The organism is Cupriavidus sp. 96C5-1 (assembly GCF_057798855.1).
In genome coordinates, this window is the sequence record NZ_JBYOJU010000087.1 from 1 (window position 1) to 16,263 (window position 16,263).

Below are 16,263 nucleotides of genomic sequence, written 5' to 3' on the forward strand. Positions count from 1 at the left end.
CGTGCGGCCGAGATCGACCGCACCGACCAGTTCCCGATGGACGCCTGGAAGAAGATGGGCGATCTCGGCGTGCTCGGCATCACGGTCGCCGAGGAATACGGCGGCGCCAATATGGGCTACCTCGCCCATATGATCGCCATGGAGGAAATCAGCCGCGCCTCCGCCTCGGTCGGCCTGTCCTACGGCGCGCACTCCAACCTGTGCGTCAACCAGATCCACCGCAACGGCACCGCCGCGCAGAAAGCCAGATACCTGCCCAAGCTGGTCTCCGGCGACTGGATCGGCGCACTGGCGATGAGCGAGCCGAATGCCGGCTCCGACGTGGTGAGCATGAAACTGCGCGCCGACTTCAAGGGCGACCGCTACGTGCTCAACGGCACCAAGATGTGGATCACCAACGGCCCGGACTGCGACGTGCTGGTGGTCTACGCCAAGACCGAGCCGGAGCTGGGCGCGCGCGGCATGACGGCCTTTATCGTCGAGAAGGGCATGAAGGGCTTCTCGGTGGCGCAGAAGCTGGACAAGCTCGGCATGCGCGGCTCGCACACCGGCGAGCTGGTGTTCCAGGACGTGGAAGTGCCGGTGGAGAACATCCTCGGCGCCGAGAACAGCGGCGCCAAGGTGCTGATGAGCGGTCTGGACTATGAGCGCGCCGTGCTGTCCGGCGGCCCGGTGGGCATCATGCAGGCGTGCATGGACGTGATCACCCCGTACATCCACGACCGCAAGCAGTTCGGCCAGAGCATCGGCGAATTCCAGCTGATCCAGGGCAAGGTGGCCGATATGTACACCACGCTGCAGGCGGCGCGCAGCTACCTGTACACGGTGGGCAAGAACCTCGATTCGCTGGGCACGGAGCACGTGCGCCAGGTGCGCAAGGACTGCGCCGCGGTGATTCTCTATACCGCCGAGAAAGCGACGTGGATGGCCGGCGAGTCGGTGCAGATCCTGGGCGGCAACGGCTATATCAACGAATACCCGGTGGGCCGCCTGTGGCGCGACGCCAAGCTGTACGAGATCGGCGCCGGCACTTCGGAAATCCGCCGTATGCTGATCGGGCGCGAGCTTTTTTCGCAAACCATGTGACGCTGGCGCGGCAGGCGGGCCAGCGTGGCGCCGGTGTGCGGCGGCGACGTGCCGCCGGTGCGGAATTGACCGAAAGATCACTCGCCCGCCCGCCGAACCAATTTACAATCTCCGGAACCTGCATTATTCACCGGTCCGCGTCATGTCCCACTTCCCCAAGCTGTTGTCCTCGCAGATAGCCTACGATGTGGCCCGCACCATGCTGGACGGGTTCGACAAGCATTACCGGCTGTTTCGCGAGGTCAGCCACCAGGCCAAGGTGAAGTTCGAGGCGGCCGACTGGCATGGCCTGCAGCAACTGCAGCGCGACCGCATCGCCTTCTATAACGAGCGCGTGCGCGAAACCAGCCTGATCCTGGAAGACGAGTACGACGCCGAGCGCATCGAGGACGAGATCTGGCAGCAGATCAAGCTGCACTATATCGGGCTGCTGACCAACCATCACCAGCCGGAACTGGCCGAGACTTTCTTCAATTCGGTGTGCACGCGCATCCTGCACCGCTCGTATTTCAACAACGACTTCATCTTCGTGCGGCCGGCCATCTCGACCGAGTACATCGAGAACGAAGAGTCGCCCACCCGGCCGACCTTCCGCGCCTACTATCCGGGCAGCCGCACCGGCATGGCCGCCTGCTTCGAGCGCATCGTCCACAATTTCCAGCTCGAGCGTCCGTTCGAGGATCTCACCCGCGATATCGGCTATGTGGTGCGCGCGGTCACCGAGTATTTCGGCGACTTCCGCATCGCGCCGAATTTCCAGATCCACGTGCTGTCGTCGCTGTTCTTCCGCAACAAGTCGGCCTTTATCATCGGCCGCATCCTTAACGCCGACCGCACCTTCCCGCTGGCGATTCCCATCGTGCACTCGCCCGGCGGCAAACTCTCGCTCGACACGGTGTTGCTGAAGAAGGTGCAACTGCTGATCCTGTTCTCCTTCACGCACTCCTACTTCATGGTGGACATGGAGATCCCGTCGGCCTACGTGACCTTCCTGCGCGATATCATGCCGCGCAAGCCGCGCGCGGAGATCTACACCTCGCTGGGTTTGCAGAAGCAGGGCAAGAACCTGTTCTACCGGGACTTCCTGCATCACCTGCAGCACTCCTCCGACAAGTTCATCAGCGCGCCCGGCATCAAGGGCCTGGTCATGCTGGTGTTCACGCTGCCGTCGTATCCCTATGTGTTCAAGGTGATCAAGGACTACTACCCGGCACCCAAGGAAACCACGCGCGAGCTGGTCAAGTCGAAGTATCAGCTGGTCAAGCAGCATGATCGCGTGGGCCGCATGGCCGATACGCTGGAATACTCCGACGTGGCCTTCCCGCTGTCGCGCTTCGACGATGCGCTGGTGCGCGAGCTGGAGCAGCACGCGCCGTCGATGATCGAGTACCAGCGAGGCAAGGATGGCGGCGAGGAGATCGTGGTGCGCCATGTGTACATCGAGCGCCGCATGACGCCGCTCAATATCTGGCTGCAGGAGGGCTCCGATGCCCAGATCGAGCACGGCATCGTCGAGTACGGCAACGCCATCAAGGAGCTGATCGCCGCCAATATCTTCCCGGGCGACATGCTCTACAAGAACTTCGGCGTCACGCGCCACGGCCGCGTGGTGTTCTACGACTACGACGAGATCGAATACATGACGGATACCCATATCCGCCACGTGCCGCAGCCGCGCAACGAGGAAGAGGAAATGTCGGGCGAGGTCTGGTACAGCGTGGGCCGGCACGACATCTTTCCCGAGACCTATCGCACTTTCCTGCTGGGCGATGCGCGCGTGCGCGCCGCCTTCCTGCGCCACCACGCAGATTTCTTCGATCCTGCCATGTGGCAGGCTCACAAGGACCGGCTGCTGGCCGGGCAAATCCACGATTTTTACGCCTATGACGTTTCAGAAAGATTCATCAATCGCTATGCCGCCGCAGCTCCAACCCAAGGCCATGCCGGCGGCGGGTCGGAACCGGCAAGGAGAGTCGCATGAGTGACGCCATCGCCCAGCTGTTCCGCAACAACCGGGAGTGGGTCGACCGCGTGAATGCGGAGGATCCGGGTTTCTTCATGAACCTGGCCAACCAGCAGGCGCCGGAGTACCTGTGGATCGGCTGCTCCGATTCGCGCGTGCCGGCCAACCAGATCCTCGGGCTCGCGCCGGGCGAGGTGTTCGTCCACCGCAATATCGCCAACGTCATCGCGCATAGCGATCTCAACGCGCTCTCCGTGATCCAGTTTGCCGTGGAGCTGCTCAAGGTGCGCCACATCACGGTGGTGGGCCACTATGGCTGCAGCGGCGTCAAGGTCGCGCTCAAGCGCCAGCGCGTCGGCCTGGCCGACAACTGGCTGCGCCACGTACGCGACGTGGCCGACAAGCATGGCGCCTACCTCGGCACCGTCGCCCGCGAGGAAGACGCGCATACGCGGCTGTGCGAGCTCAACGTGATCGAGCAGGTCAACAACGTCTGCCAGACCACGGTGCTGCAGGACGCTTGGGACCGTGGCCAGCCGGTCACCGTGCACGGCTGGGTCTACGGCGTATCCGACGGCCTGCTGCGCGACCTGGGCATGGCCGCCAGCAGCAACGACGAACTGCACGAACAACTCGAGGCGGCTTACCGCCAGTTCGGCGATCCGCCGCAGGCATCGATCCGCTGAGCGCCGGCCGCACGCCTCGCAAGCATTTGGTAGAGCCCGACAGGTAGAGCCCAACAACCGCCGCCAGTTTTCGCCCATCGCCCCAATCATTGGAGACTTCCCATGCATGATCCCATTGTTATCGTATCCGCCGCCCGTACCCCGATGGCGGCTTTCCAGGGCGAGTTTTCCGCCCTGACGGCGCCCCAGCTGGGCGCCGCCGCCATCCGCGCCGCGGTGGAACGCGCCGGCCTCAAGCCGGAGCAGGTCGAAGAAGTGGTGTTCGGCTGCGTGCTGCCCGCCGGGCAGGGCCAGGCGCCCGCCCGGCAGGCCGCGCTGGGCGCCGGCCTGCCGCTCGGCGTGGGTTGCACCACGGTCAACAAGATGTGCGGCTCCGGCATGCGCGCCGCCATGACCGTGCACGATGGGCTGCTCGCGGGCTCGTTCGAGATCGCCATCGCCGGCGGCATGGAGAGCATGACCAACGCGCCATACCTGGTGCCCAAGGGCCGCGGCGGTTACCGCATCGGCCACGGCATGATCTTCGACCACATGATGCTGGACGGCCTGGAAGACGCCTACATCAAGGACGAAAAAGGCGGCGGCCGTTCGATGGGCACCTTCGGCGAGGACTGCGCGGCCAAGTACGGCTTCACCCGCGCGGCGCAGGACGAGTTCGCCATGGAGAGCGTGCGGCGCGCCCAGCAGGCCACCGAGCGCGGCGATTTCCGCTGGGAGATCGCGCCGGTGACGGTGCCGGGCCGCGGCGGCGACACCGTGATCGATACCGATGAAGGCCCGCGCCGCATCAAGCTCGACAAGATCCCCTCGCTGAAGCCGGCCTTTGCCAGGGACGGCACCATCACCGCTGCCTCGTCCTCGTCGATCAACGACGGCGCCGCGGCGCTGGTGATGATGCGCGAGTCCACCGCCAAACGGCTCGGGCTGGAACCGTTGGCCCGCCTGCTGGGTCACACTACGCATGCGCAGGCGCCCGGATGGTTCACCACCGCGCCGGTGGAGGCCATCGGCAAGCTTTACAGCAAGCTCGGCTGGACCACCGACAGCGTCGACCTGTTCGAGATCAACGAGGCGTTCGCCGTGGTGCCGATGGCCGCGATGCACGACCTCAAGATCCCGCACGGCAAGGTCAATATCCACGGCGGCGCCTGCGCGCTTGGCCATCCGATCGGTGCTTCGGGCGCACGCATCATGGCCACGCTGATCGGCGCGCTGCGCAAGACCGGCGGCAAGCGCGGCGTAGCCAGCCTGTGCATCGGCGGCGGCGAAGCCACCGCCGTGGGGCTGGAGATCGTCGGCGCCTGACCGGGCCTGCCGTCGATAGCAACCTAGCGGCTGCCGCCTCGTGCGGCAGCCTGGCCGCAACCCAACGTTGAACAAAGGAGTACCGCCTTGCCAACCGCTCTCATCCTTGGTGCCTCGCGGGGCATCGGTCTCGAATTCGTGCGCCAGTACCGCGCCGACGGCTGGCGGGTGCTGGCCGTTGCGCGCAGCGACGACGGCGTCAAGGCCATCGAGGCACTCGGCGCCGAAGCGCTGCGCGCCGACCTGACCGACGCGGGCCAGGTCGCCGGCCTGGGCTGGAAGCTGGACGGCGAGTCCATCGACGTGGCGATCTACAACGCCGGCGTGATCGGCCCGCGCACCGAAGGCGCGCAGCCCGTGACCCGCGAGGACTTCGACAAGGTGATGCACGTCAATGTGCTGGGGCCGATGATGGCCCTGCCGTTGCTGCTGCCGCTGGTCGAGACCGGGCGTTCCGGCAAGGGCGGCGTGCTGGCGGTGCTGGCCTCGCGCATGGGCAGCATCGGCACCATGGACAGCAACCGCAGCTGGCTCTACCGGGTCAGCAAGGCCGCGGCCAACGCCGCGCTGAAGGCGGCCTCGCTCGACGCGCGCCATGCCACCTGCCTGGCCTTCCACCCCGGCTGGGTGCAGACCGAGATGGGCGGCAAGGAAGCCGACCTCACGCCGCAGCAAAGCGTCTACGGCATGCGCGGCGTGATCGCCGGCGCGACCCGCCAGGACAACGGCACCTTCCGCAACTACGACGGCAGCGTGATCCCGTGGTGAACGCCGCGTGCGCTGACTCCCCCGGCATGCCTGCCGTGGCAACAACCTTGATGACCTGACATGCTGCTTACGCCAGAACAGGAAATGATCCGCGACGCCGTGCGCCAGTTCGCGCAGCAGGAGATCGCCCCGCACGCCGCCGCCTGGGACCGCGACAAGGTCTTCCCCAAGGCCGTGCACCGCGAACTGGCCGGGCTCGGCGCCTATGGCGTGGCCGTGCCGGAACAATACGGCGGCGCCGGGCTCGACTATCTCTCGCTGGCGCTGATCCTGGAAGAGATTGCCGCAGGGGATGGCGGCACTTCCACCGTCATCAGCGTCAACAACTGCCCGGTGTGCAGCATGTTGATGGCTTTCGCCAGCGAGGCGCAGAAGCAGCAGTGGCTGGTGCCGCTGGCGCGCGGCGAGATGCTCGGCGCCTTCTGCCTGACCGAGCCGCATGTCGGCTCGGACGCCGCCGCGCTGCGCACCAGCGCGGTACGGGACGGCGACGACTACGTGCTCAACGGCGTCAAGCAATTCATCACCAGCGGCAAGAACGCCGATGTGGCGATCGTCCTCGCCGTGACCGACAAGGCCGCGGGCAAGCGCGGCATCAGCGCTTTCCTGGTGCCCACCGCCACGCCCGGCTATGTCGTGGCGCGGCTGGAGGAGAAACTCGGCCAGCATTCCTCGGATACCGCGCAGATCCTGTTCGAGGATTGCCGCGTGCCTGCGGCCAATATGCTGGGCGAGGAGGGCGCGGGCTACAAGATGGCGCTGTCCGGGCTGGAAGGCGGGCGCATCGGCATTGCCTCGCAAAGCATCGGCATGGCGCGTGCAGCCTTCGAGGCGGCGCTGGCCTACGCCAGGGAGCGCGAGAGTTTCGGCCAGCCGCTGTTCTCGCACCAGGCGGTGCAGTTCCGCCTGGCCGACATGGCGACAAGAATCGAGGTGGCGCGGCAGATGGTATGGCATGCCGCCGCGCTCAAGGACGCGGGGCGGCCCTGCCTGAAGGAAGCCGCCATGGCCAAGCTCTACGCCAGCGAGATGGCCGAGACGGTATGCTCGGACGCCATCCAGGTCTTCGGCGGCTATGGCTATGTCAACGATTTCCCGGTCGAGCGCATCTACCGGGATGTCCGCGTCTGCCAGATCTACGAGGGCACCAGCGATATCCAGAAGATACTGATTGCGCGGGCGCTGGCCTGATGGCGCCCGATGGCACCGGGCGGCGGCCGCATCGCCCGTGCCCCCGAACCAGCGTAACATCGCAGCACCAACGTACTGAACCCACCCGGCCAGAGGCCAGGAGCCCCCAACCATGACTGCTGCCATCGATTTCTACTTCGATTTCTCCTCGCCCTACGGCTACTTCGCCAGCACGCGCATCGACGAGCTGGCGCAGAAGTACGGGCGCATCGTCGCCTGGCATCCGATCCTGCTCGGCGTCGTGTTCAAGACCACCGGCAGCGCGCCGCTGCCGCAGGTGCCGCTCAAGGGCGACTACGCCTGGCGCGATTTCGAGCGCACGGCGCGCTTCCACGGCATCGAGTACAAGCGTCCGGCGCACTTCCCGCTGCCCACCACGCAGGCCGCGCGCGCCGTGCTGTGGCTGCAGAACCATCATGGCGACGATATCGCCACCGCGTTCGCCAAGGCGGTGTATCACGCCTACTTCGTCGATGACATCAATATCGCCGAACCCGCCGAACTGGTGAAGCTGGCCGAGTCGCTCGGCATCGACGGGCGCGCCATGGATGCCGGTGCCAGCAGCTTCCAGATCAAGGACCAGCTCAAGGCCGAGATCGAGGTGGCCATGGCCAAGGGCGTGTTCGGCTCGCCCTTCGTCATCGTCGACGGCGAACCGTTCTGGGGCTTCGACCGCTTCGACCAGATCGAAGCGCATCTCAAGAGCCGGCGCCCGACGGAACTGCGCGCGGTTCCCGGCAAGGGCAGCAACCCGGACAGCGACACAGACAGCAGCAAGGAAAAACAACCCGCATGAACGCCAGCATCAGGCCGCTGCGCCATCCCCGTTTCGATTGCGTGATTTTCGACTGCGACGGCGTGCTCGTCGACAGCGAGCCCATTGTCAACCGCGTGCTCAACGAGATGCTCAACGAGCTCGGCATCCGCATTTCGCTCGAAGAATCCACCCAATGGTTCCTCGGCCGCGCGGTGCGCGAAGAGCTCGGGAACATCGAGCGCAGGCGCGGCGCGCCCTTGCCCGAGAACTGGCTGTCGCACTGGTTCGTCCGGCGCAATGCGGTGCTGGAGGCGGAGGTGCAGGCGGTACCGCATGTGCGCGAGGCGGTGTCCGCGATTGCCGGCGCCGGCCTGCCCGTCTGCGTGGCCTCGGGCGCGGATCGCGTCAAGGTCAAGCTGCAGCTGACCCGCACCGGGCTGGTCGAGCTGTTCCGGCAGGATGAGCGCGAGCATATCTTCTCGTCCACCGAGGTCGCGCGCAGCAAGCCCGCGCCCGACGTCTACCTGCTGGCGGCGCGCACCATGAACGTGGATCCGGCGCGTTGCGCGGTGATCGAGGACAGCCCGACCGGCATCACCGCGGGTGTTGCCGCGGGCATGACCGTGTTCGGCTATGCCGCGCGCAACGCCGCGGACGCGCTGCTGGCGGCCGGCGCCGGCAGCACCTTCGCCGATATGCGCGAGCTGCCGGAGCTGATCGGATGAAAGCGCGCGCGTCCGGTGCCGGCACTGGCGCCTGCCCATGCGGCGGGGGCGACTATGCTACCTGCTGCGGGCGCTTTCATCGCGGCGAGGCGCTGCCCGGCAATGCCGAGCAGTTGATGCGCTCGCGCTACACCGCCTATGTGCTGGGTGACATGGACTGGCTGCGCCACACCTGGCATCCGTCCACCTGCCCGGACGATCTCGCTGCCGACGCCGCCACGCGCTGGCTCGGACTGGCGGTCAAGGCGCATGCGCAGCAGGACGAGACCCACGCGCAGGTGGAATTCGTGGCGCGCTACAAGGTGGGCGGGCGCGCCTGGCGGCTGCACGAGCGCAGCCGTTTCGTACGCGAGCCGCGCCTTGCCGGGGAGGCGCCGCGTTGGCTCTATGTCGATGGGGACATGTTGGGGGAGACGCCATGACATCGAAGGCCACAACGGACGACACCGGGGACGCCGCGGACACCGGCTGCCTGCCGTATGAGCCGATGCCGGGCCACCCGTTGCCGAAACGCGCGGCCTGAAGGCGCGGACGGCAAGAGGCAGCGGGCAAAGGGCGGCAAAGGACGGCAAAGGACGACGAGGGGCGGCGACGGAGCAAGCGATCATGAGAGGAATACATCGGCTGGCTCTGGTCGTGATGCTGGCGGCAATGGCCAGCGCCGCGCTCGCGCAGGACGCCGCGCCGGGTCCCTCATCCACCCCCAGGCCGGCGGAGCAGGTCGTGATGATCCCCAAGCCGGGCATGATTTTCTCGCTCGAACTGGAGGCCACCGTCTTCAAGCCATCCGGCGAGGGCCCGTTCCCCCTGGTCGTGATCAATCACGGCAAGGCACTCGGCAAGCCAGCCTTCCAGGGACGTGCGCGTTACCTCGCGCAGAGCGCCGAGTTCGTCAGGCGCGGCTATGCGGTGGTGGTGCCGATGCGCCAGGGCTTTTCCAAGTCCGGCGGTGCTTATATCGGCGGTGGCTGCAATGTGGAAAGCAACGGCCTGGTGCAGGCCGAGGATGTGGTCGCTACGCTTGACTACATGGTCAGGCAGTCCTACGTCGACAAGTCGCGCATCGTTGTGATTGGCCAGTCGCACGGCGGGCTGACCACCATGGCCTTCGGCACCATTGCCTACCCGGGCGTTCTTGGCGTGATCAATTTTGCCGGTGGGCTGCGTGATGAATCGTGCAACCGCTGGGAGTTCAACCTGGAGGATGCGTTCGCCGACTATGGCAAGCGGGCGCACTATCCCTCGCTCTGGCTGTATGGCGACAACGACAGTTACTGGCCGCAGCCGCTGCCGGAAAAGTTCTTCGCCGCCTACAGGGCGCAAGCGCATGGCGCCGCCGCCAATGCCCGCATGGTGGATTACGGGACCTTCGCCCGCGACTCGCACGCGCTGTTCGGCAGCCGGGCCGGCCTGCCGATCTGGCTGCCGGAGGTGGCACGGTTTTTCAAGGAAATCGGGCTTCCCTTCGATCCGCAGCCTTAAAGGACAGGACGGGGCTGTTTTTTTTCGCGGTTGATTCGAAACTCGCGCGGCCAGCATTGGGCCATGGTGTGAAGATAAGCGCATGCAGGCGTCGCGATGTCGTGTGGATGCTGGCTTCTCCGTGCTTTGTCGCCCAACGTGCGTGCAACGTGTAAATCCGGTCCTGTTTGCCAATTGGCCGGGGAGCTCCCTACCATGACTCTCCCCAACCCGCGCGCAAGTGCCGCCCCGCCAGGCTCCCGCCGGCGCAGCCGGCCGGCATGCGGACAACAAAGGAGGGTTCCCTTGGAAGACCAGTCCAATTCCGCGCCCACCGCGCCGCAGACGCCGCTATCGCTCGGCGAACGCAGCCAGCACGCGGTATGGCATCCGTGCACGCCGCTGCGGCCCGATGCCGGCGAGCCGCCGCTGGGCATTGCCCGCGGCGAAGGCCCGTGGCTGTACGACACCGGCGGCCAGCGCTATTTCGACGCCACCAGTTCCTGGTGGGTCAACCTGTTCGGCCACGCCAACCCCGACATCAACGCCGCGCTGCGCGAACAGCTCGATACGCTGGAGCACGTGATGCTGGCCGGCTGCACGCATGCGCCGGCGGTGGAACTTGCCGAGCGCCTGTCGGCCCTGACCGGCGGCGCGCTCGGCCATGCCTTCTATGCCAGCGACGGCGCCTCGGCGGTCGAGATCGCGCTGAAGATGAGTTTTCACTATTGGCGCAACACCGGCCTGGCCGGCAAGCGCGAATTCGTGTGCCTGCGCCACGGCTACCACGGCGAGACCGTGGGCGCGCTGGCGGTCACCGATGTGGCGATCTTCCGCGATGCCTACGACCCGATGCTGATGCGCTCGCACGTGGCGATGTCGCCCGATGCGCGCCAGGCCGCACCGGGCGAGAGCGCGGCGCAGGTGGCGCAGCGCGCGCTGGACGAGCTCGAGGTGCTGTTGCAGGCGCGTGGCGGGCAGATTGCAGCCATCATCATCGAGCCGCTGGTGCAGTGCGCCGCCGGCATGGCGATGCACGATCCGCTCTACCTGGAAGGCGTGCGCGCCCTGTGTGACCGCTACCGCGTGCACCTGATCGCCGACGAGATCGCGGTCGGCTGTGGCCGCACCGGCACCTTCTTCGCCTGGGAGCAGGCCAGGGGCGGCAGCCAGGCAAGCGATGCACGGCAGGACCAACAGGACCAGGCGCCGCTGCCGGCGCACCTGTGGCCGGATTTCCTGTGCCTGTCCAAGGGCATCAGCGGCGGCTATCTGCCGCTCTCGCTGGTGCTCTCGCGCACCGCCATCCAGCAAGCCTTTGTCTCGGGCGCGCAGGACCCGGACCTCGCCCGCAGCTTCCTGCACTCGCATTCCTATACCGGCAACCCGCTCGCCTGCCGCGCCGCGCTGGCAACGCTGGACTTGTTCGCCAGGCAAGACGTGGTGGCGCGGAACCGCCAGCGCGCGCAGTGGCTGGCGCAGGCCATGGCCGGGCTGGCAGCCGATGCGCGCCTGGAGCACGTGCGACAGCGTGGCCTGATCTGGGCCGCCGACGTGCGCGAGGCATGCATGCCGAATGGCGCCGGGGACTTCGCCGCGCGCTTTCACCGCATCGCGCGCGCGCATGGCGTGCTGATCCGTCCGATCGGGCGCACCCTGTACGTCATGCCGCCCTATGTGTTCGACGCCGGCATGGCGCAGTGGCTGGCAACCCGGCTGCAAACCACACTAGACGCAGTACTGACCGGCGGCATCGACAGGATCGATGGCGACGGCAACGGTACCGGCGCACCCAAGGAGATAAGCCATGCTGCTTGAACACCTGACCCTGGCCGCCGCCGAGCGCGATGAACAGGCGCTGACGCGCCGCCGCCGCACCGCGCATTCCGCGTGCGCGCCGCACCAGGATGTGAGCGACGCCTGTGGCGGCGAACTGCATCCCCTGCTGATGTTCTGCAGCAACGACTACCTCGGCCTGGCCAATCATCCCGCGCTGATCGAAGCGATGGGCGAGGGCGCGCGGAAATACGGTGCCGGCAGCGGCGCATCCCACCTGGTCAGCGGTCATTCGCTGGCCCACCACCGGCTCGAGACCGAACTGGCGGAGTGGTTCGCCCCGTTCATCCCGCACGCGCAGGCGCTCTACTTCTGCACCGGCTATATGGCCAACATGGCGGTGCTGACCTCGCTGGGGGGCACCGATGCCACGCTGTTCTGCGAAGAGCTCAACCACGCCTCGCTGATCGACGGCGCCCGGCTGGCGCGTGCCGACGTGAAGCGCTACGCCCACCGCAACGTGGCCGAGCTGGAGGGCTTGCTGGGCACCAGCAGCAGCCCGCTCAAGCTGATCGTCACCGACAGCGTGTTCAGCATGGACGGCGATCTCGCGCCGCTCACCGAACTGCTGGACCTGGCCGAGCGCCACGATGCGTGGATCATCGTCGACGACGCGCATGGTTTCGGGGTGTTGGGCGAGCAAGGCCGCGGCGTGCTCGAACATCTTGCCCTGACGTCGCCCCGCTTCATCTATATCGGCACCCTGGGCAAGGCTGCTGGCGTGGCCGGCGCCTTCGTGGCCGCGCACGAGACCGTCATCGAGCATCTGGTCAACACCGCGCGGCAATACATCTACACCACGGCCGCGCCGCCGGCGGTGGCGCATGCCTTGTCCGCCAGCCTGGCGCTGATCGCGGGCGAGGAGGGGCGGCAACGCCGCGCGCAACTCGGCGCCCTGATCCGTACGCTGCGCGGCGGACTCGCCAGCCTGACGCGGGCCGCGGGCTGGCGTCTTGGCGAAAGCGCCACTGCCATCCAGCCCGTGATCGTCGGCGACAACATGGCGGCACTGGCACTGTCCGCGGCGCTGGAGGCCGACGGCATCCGCGTCGGCGCGATCCGGCCGCCCACCGTGCCCGCCGGCACGGCACGCCTGCGCATCACCTTGTCGGCCTCGCATACCCAGGCCGATGTCGAGCGCTTGCTGGCCAGCCTCGGCAGCGTGATACCGCGGAGGGATGCATGACGAGCCGGCGCGGCCCCATCGCCTGCTTCGTCACTGGCACCGACACCGGCGTCGGCAAGACCCACGCCAGCGCCACGCTGCTGCATGCGCTGCGCGCCGCCGGCCATCGCGCGGTCGGCATGAAGCCGGTGGCGAGCGGCAGCGAGTGGCGCGGCGACCACTGGCATAACGATGACGTGGCGCAACTGCGCGAGGCCAGTGCGGTCGATGTGCCGCAGGCACTCACCTGTCCCTTCCTGCTGCGCACGCCGGCCTCGCCGCACCTGGCTGCCGCCATCGAAGGCGCGCGCATCACGCGCGAGCCGATCCGCGCCGCTTTTGCCGCGCTGCAGGCGCAAGCCGACGCGGTGGTGGTGGAGGGCGTGGGCGGTTTTCGCGTGCCGCTCGACGGCGCACCGCGGGAAGAGGGCGGCTGGGATACGGCTGACCTCGCCGCGATGCTCGGCCTGCCGGTGCTGCTGGTGGTGGGCATCCGCCTGGGCTGCATCAGCCATGCGCTGCTGACGGCCGAAGCCGTGCGTGCCCGCGGCTTGCATCTGGCCGGCTGGATCGCCAACCGCATCGATCCCGCCATGGATCTCGCCGACGAAAACATCGACACCCTGCGCGGCGCGCTGGGCGTCCCTTGCCTCGGCACGCTGCCGTGGCAGAGCGCGCCGGCCGATGCCGCCAGCCAGCTCGCGCTGGCCCCTCTGCTGTCCGCCTGCCGCGCCGGCGCAACCGGCCCCGCGGCCTGACCGCGCCTCCTGCAGATACCGATACCGAAGCCACAATAAAACCGGAAACCAGAACGATCATGAGCACCACTACCCACGCTGACGACACCGTCGCCACCATCTCCGCCGACACCCTGCGCCAGACCGCGCGCCGCTTTGCCGAGCCTGCCGCCGGCGCCAAGCCGGGCGACTGGAGCGTCGCCGAGGTCGCCGCGCTGTACGCGCTGCCGTTCAACGACCTGATGTTCCGCGCGCAGCAGACGCACCGCGAGCATTTCGACGCCAACGCCGTGCAGCTGTCCACCCTGCTGTCGATCAAGACCGGCGGTTGCGAGGAGGATTGCGGCTACTGTTCGCAGAGCGCGCACCACGATGCCGGCGTGACCGCCAGCAAGCTGATGGCGCTGGAGGAAGTCCTGGAGGCGGCGCGCGCGGCCAAGGCCAATGGCGCTGGCCGTTTCTGCATGGGCGCGGCCTGGCGCAGCCCCAAGGAGCGCCATCTCGAACCCGTGATCGAGATGGTGAAGGAGGTCAAGGCGATGGGCCTGGAGACCTGCGTCACGCTCGGCATGCTGGAAGCCGAGCAGGCGCAGCGCCTGAAGGAAGCCGGCCTGGACTACTACAACCACAACCTCGATACCTCGCCCGAGTTCTATGGCGAGGTCATCACCACGCGCACCTACCAGGACCGGCTCGACACCATCGGCCATGTGCGCGAGGCCGGCATCAACGTCTGCAGCGGGGGCATCATCGGCATGGGTGAGTCGCGCGAGGCACGCGCCGGGCTGATCGCGCAGCTCGCCAACCTCGATCCGTATCCCGAGTCGGTGCCCATCAACAACCTGGTGGCGATCGAAGGCACGCCGCTGGCCGGCGTCGCGCCGATCGACCCGTTCGAGTTCGTCCGCACCATCGCGGTGGCGCGCATCACCATGCCGCGCGCCATGGTGCGCCTGTCCGCCGGCCGCCAGGCCATGGACGACGCCCTGCAGGCGCTGTGCTTCATGGCCGGCGCCAACTCGATCTTCTATGGCGACAAGCTGCTGACCACCGGCAACCCCCAGGCGGACCGCGATCGCGCACTGCTGGCCCGCCTGGATATCCGCACCGAGGGCTACGCAGGGTAAGCTAGCGGGGATGGCCGCCGCCGCGCGCGGCGGCCGTCCCCGCCACCGCGCTGGCTGCCGGCGGAAGTCAACAGGGAGGAGCCATGTTCCACAAGATCCTGATCGCCAATCGCGGCGAAATCGCCTGCCGCGTGGCGGCCACCTGCCGCCGCCTCGGCATCCGCACGGTGGCTGTCTATTCGGACGCCGACGCCAACGCCCGCCACGTGGCGCTGTGCGACGAAGCAGTGCACATCGGCGGCGCGGCCACGCGCGACAGCTACCTGCGCGGCGAGCACATCATCGAGATGGCCAAGGCCACCGGCGCGCAGGCGATCCACCCCGGCTACGGCTTCCTCTCCGAGAACGACGGCTTCGCCGAAGCCTGCGCCGAGGCCGGCCTGGTTTTCATCGGCCCGCCGGCTTCCAGCATCCGCGCCATGGGCAGCAAGAGCGCGGCCAAGCGCCTGATGGAGCAGGCCGCGGTGCCGCTGGTGCCGGGCTACCACGGCGAAGATCAGGACGCCGCCCTGCTGCGCCGCGAGGCCGACCGCATCGGCTACCCCGTGCTGCTCAAGGCCAGCGCCGGCGGCGGCGGCAAGGGCATGCGCGTGGTGGAAGCGGGCGAGGCCTTCGAGGCCGCGCTGGCCTCGGTCAAGCGCGAGGCATCCGCCAGCTTCGGCGACGACCGCGTGCTGGTGGAAAAATACCTGACCCGCCCACGCCACATTGAAATCCAGGTGTTCGCCGACACCCACGGCAACTGCGTCTACCTGTTCGAGCGCGACTGCTCGGTGCAGCGCCGCCACCAGAAGGTGCTGGAAGAAGCGCCGGCGCCGGGCATGAGCGAGGCGCGCCGGAAAGCCATGGGCGAAGCCGCCGTGGCTGCCGCGCAGGCGGTGGGCTACGTCGGCGCGGGCACGGTCGAGTTCATCGCCAACCAGGACGGCTCCTTCTACTTCATGGAGATGAACACCCGCCTGCAGGTGGAGCATCCGGTCACCGAGATGATCACCGGGCAGGACCTGGTGGAGTGGCAACTGCGGGTGGCGTCGGGCGAGCCGCTGCCCCTGACGCAGGATCGGTTGCGCATCCACGGCCACGCGCTGGAAGCCCGCGTCTATGCCGAGAACCCCGACAAGCAGTTCCTGCCCTCCACCGGCACGCTGCGCTACCTGCGCACCCCGGCGGCGGTGACGTTCGAGCGCGGCCACGACGACCACGGCCCGGCCGGCGTGCGCATCGACTCCGGCGTGCGCGAGGGCGATACCATCAGCCCGTACTATGACCCCATGATCGCCAAGCTGATCGTGTGGGGCCGCGACCGCGAGGAAGCGCTGGCACGCATGGCGCAGGCGCTGGCCGAATATCACGTGGTGGGCCTGTCGACCAATATCGCCTTCCTGCAGCGGCTGGTCACGTCGCAGGCCTTTGCCACGGCCGATCTCGACACCGGCCTGATCGAGCGCAACCAGGC

General features: G+C 67.6%; 15 protein-coding genes. All 15 read left to right on the forward strand.

Features of this window, described 5'->3' with window-relative positions; genetic code table 11:
• Positions 1-1,086, forward strand: a 1,086-nt coding sequence (locus AC3FOF_RS43700) for an isovaleryl-CoA dehydrogenase (RefSeq protein ID WP_488730222.1), incomplete at its 5' end; no start/stop codon positions are given.
• Between the two features lie 142 nt (positions 1,087-1,228).
• On the forward strand, positions 1,229-3,067 hold the full coding sequence (gene aceK / locus AC3FOF_RS43705) for a bifunctional isocitrate dehydrogenase kinase/phosphatase (protein ID WP_017225035.1): 1,839 nt from the start codon (positions 1,229-1,231) through the stop codon (positions 3,065-3,067).
• Positions 3,064-3,735: a carbonate dehydratase gene (gene can / locus AC3FOF_RS43710; RefSeq protein WP_017225034.1), complete on the forward strand. Its 672-nt coding sequence runs from the start codon at positions 3,064-3,066 to the stop codon at positions 3,733-3,735. The genes aceK and can overlap by 4 nt, the downstream gene beginning before the upstream one ends.
• Before the next feature lie 102 nt (positions 3,736-3,837).
• Entirely contained in the window at positions 3,838-5,040 is a 1,203-nt protein-coding gene (locus tag AC3FOF_RS43715) for an acetyl-CoA C-acetyltransferase (RefSeq protein WP_276266966.1), read from the forward strand.
• An 87-nt stretch (positions 5,041-5,127) separates the two neighbouring features.
• The gene (locus AC3FOF_RS43720; RefSeq protein WP_017225692.1) at positions 5,128-5,808 is read left to right on the forward strand and encodes an SDR family oxidoreductase; all 681 of its coding nucleotides are present in this window, start codon (positions 5,128-5,130) and stop codon (positions 5,806-5,808) included.
• A 60-nt stretch (positions 5,809-5,868) separates the two neighbouring features.
• Complete coding sequence (locus AC3FOF_RS43725) at positions 5,869-6,999, forward strand: acyl-CoA dehydrogenase family protein (protein WP_017225693.1); 1,131 nt, start codon at positions 5,869-5,871, stop codon at positions 6,997-6,999.
• A 112-nt stretch (positions 7,000-7,111) separates the two neighbouring features.
• Positions 7,112-7,795 (forward strand): 2-hydroxychromene-2-carboxylate isomerase, encoded by a 684-nt coding sequence (locus AC3FOF_RS43730; RefSeq protein WP_017225694.1) that lies wholly within the window; start codon positions 7,112-7,114, stop codon positions 7,793-7,795.
• Positions 7,792-8,481 (forward strand): HAD family hydrolase, encoded by a 690-nt coding sequence (locus tag AC3FOF_RS43735; protein ID WP_017225695.1) that lies wholly within the window; start codon positions 7,792-7,794, stop codon positions 8,479-8,481. The genes AC3FOF_RS43730 and AC3FOF_RS43735 overlap by 4 nt, the downstream gene beginning before the upstream one ends.
• On the forward strand, positions 8,478-8,903 hold the full coding sequence (locus AC3FOF_RS43740; RefSeq protein ID WP_017225696.1) for a YchJ family metal-binding protein: 426 nt from the start codon (positions 8,478-8,480) through the stop codon (positions 8,901-8,903). The genes AC3FOF_RS43735 and AC3FOF_RS43740 overlap by 4 nt, the downstream gene beginning before the upstream one ends.
• A 184-nt stretch (positions 8,904-9,087) precedes the next feature.
• Entirely contained in the window at positions 9,088-9,963 is an 876-nt protein-coding gene (locus AC3FOF_RS43745) for a dienelactone hydrolase family protein (protein WP_276264735.1), read from the forward strand.
• Between the two features lie 285 nt (positions 9,964-10,248).
• The gene (locus tag AC3FOF_RS43750) at positions 10,249-11,760 is read left to right on the forward strand and encodes an aspartate aminotransferase family protein (RefSeq protein ID WP_488730223.1); all 1,512 of its coding nucleotides are present in this window, start codon (positions 10,249-10,251) and stop codon (positions 11,758-11,760) included.
• Entirely contained in the window at positions 11,750-12,964 is a 1,215-nt protein-coding gene (gene bioF / locus AC3FOF_RS43755) for an 8-amino-7-oxononanoate synthase (protein ID WP_276264733.1), read from the forward strand. The genes AC3FOF_RS43750 and bioF overlap by 11 nt, the downstream gene beginning before the upstream one ends.
• Positions 12,961-13,701, forward strand: a complete 741-nt coding sequence (gene bioD, locus AC3FOF_RS43760; RefSeq protein ID WP_276264732.1) for a dethiobiotin synthase — start codon at positions 12,961-12,963, stop codon at positions 13,699-13,701. Before bioF ends, bioD begins: the two co-directional genes overlap by 4 nt.
• Positions 13,702-13,760: 59 nt before the next feature.
• The gene (bioB, locus tag AC3FOF_RS43765; RefSeq protein WP_017225893.1) at positions 13,761-14,807 is read left to right on the forward strand and encodes a biotin synthase BioB; all 1,047 of its coding nucleotides are present in this window, start codon (positions 13,761-13,763) and stop codon (positions 14,805-14,807) included.
• An 83-nt stretch (positions 14,808-14,890) separates the two neighbouring features.
• Positions 14,891-16,263, forward strand: a 1,373-nt coding sequence (locus AC3FOF_RS43770) for an acetyl-CoA carboxylase biotin carboxylase subunit (RefSeq protein WP_488730224.1), incomplete at its 3' end; no start/stop codon positions are given.

Coding starts and splice junctions, on each gene's coding strand:
- aceK (WP_017225035.1), top strand. CDS start 1,229: ATGTCCCACTTCCCCAAGCTGTTGTCCTCGCAGATAGCCTACGATGTG.
- can (WP_017225034.1), top strand. CDS start 3,064: ATGAGTGACGCCATCGCCCAGCTGTTCCGCAACAACCGGGAGTGGGTC.
- AC3FOF_RS43715 (WP_276266966.1), top strand. CDS start 3,838: ATGCATGATCCCATTGTTATCGTATCCGCCGCCCGTACCCCGATGGCG.
- AC3FOF_RS43725 (WP_017225693.1), top strand. CDS start 5,869: ATGCTGCTTACGCCAGAACAGGAAATGATCCGCGACGCCGTGCGCCAG.
- AC3FOF_RS43730 (WP_017225694.1), top strand. CDS start 7,112: ATGACTGCTGCCATCGATTTCTACTTCGATTTCTCCTCGCCCTACGGC.
- AC3FOF_RS43735 (WP_017225695.1), top strand. CDS start 7,792: ATGAACGCCAGCATCAGGCCGCTGCGCCATCCCCGTTTCGATTGCGTG.
- AC3FOF_RS43740 (WP_017225696.1), top strand. CDS start 8,478: ATGAAAGCGCGCGCGTCCGGTGCCGGCACTGGCGCCTGCCCATGCGGC.
- AC3FOF_RS43745 (WP_276264735.1), top strand. CDS start 9,088: ATGAGAGGAATACATCGGCTGGCTCTGGTCGTGATGCTGGCGGCAATG.
- bioF (WP_276264733.1), top strand. CDS start 11,750: ATGCTGCTTGAACACCTGACCCTGGCCGCCGCCGAGCGCGATGAACAG.
- bioD (WP_276264732.1), top strand. CDS start 12,961: ATGACGAGCCGGCGCGGCCCCATCGCCTGCTTCGTCACTGGCACCGAC.
- bioB (WP_017225893.1), top strand. CDS start 13,761: ATGAGCACCACTACCCACGCTGACGACACCGTCGCCACCATCTCCGCC.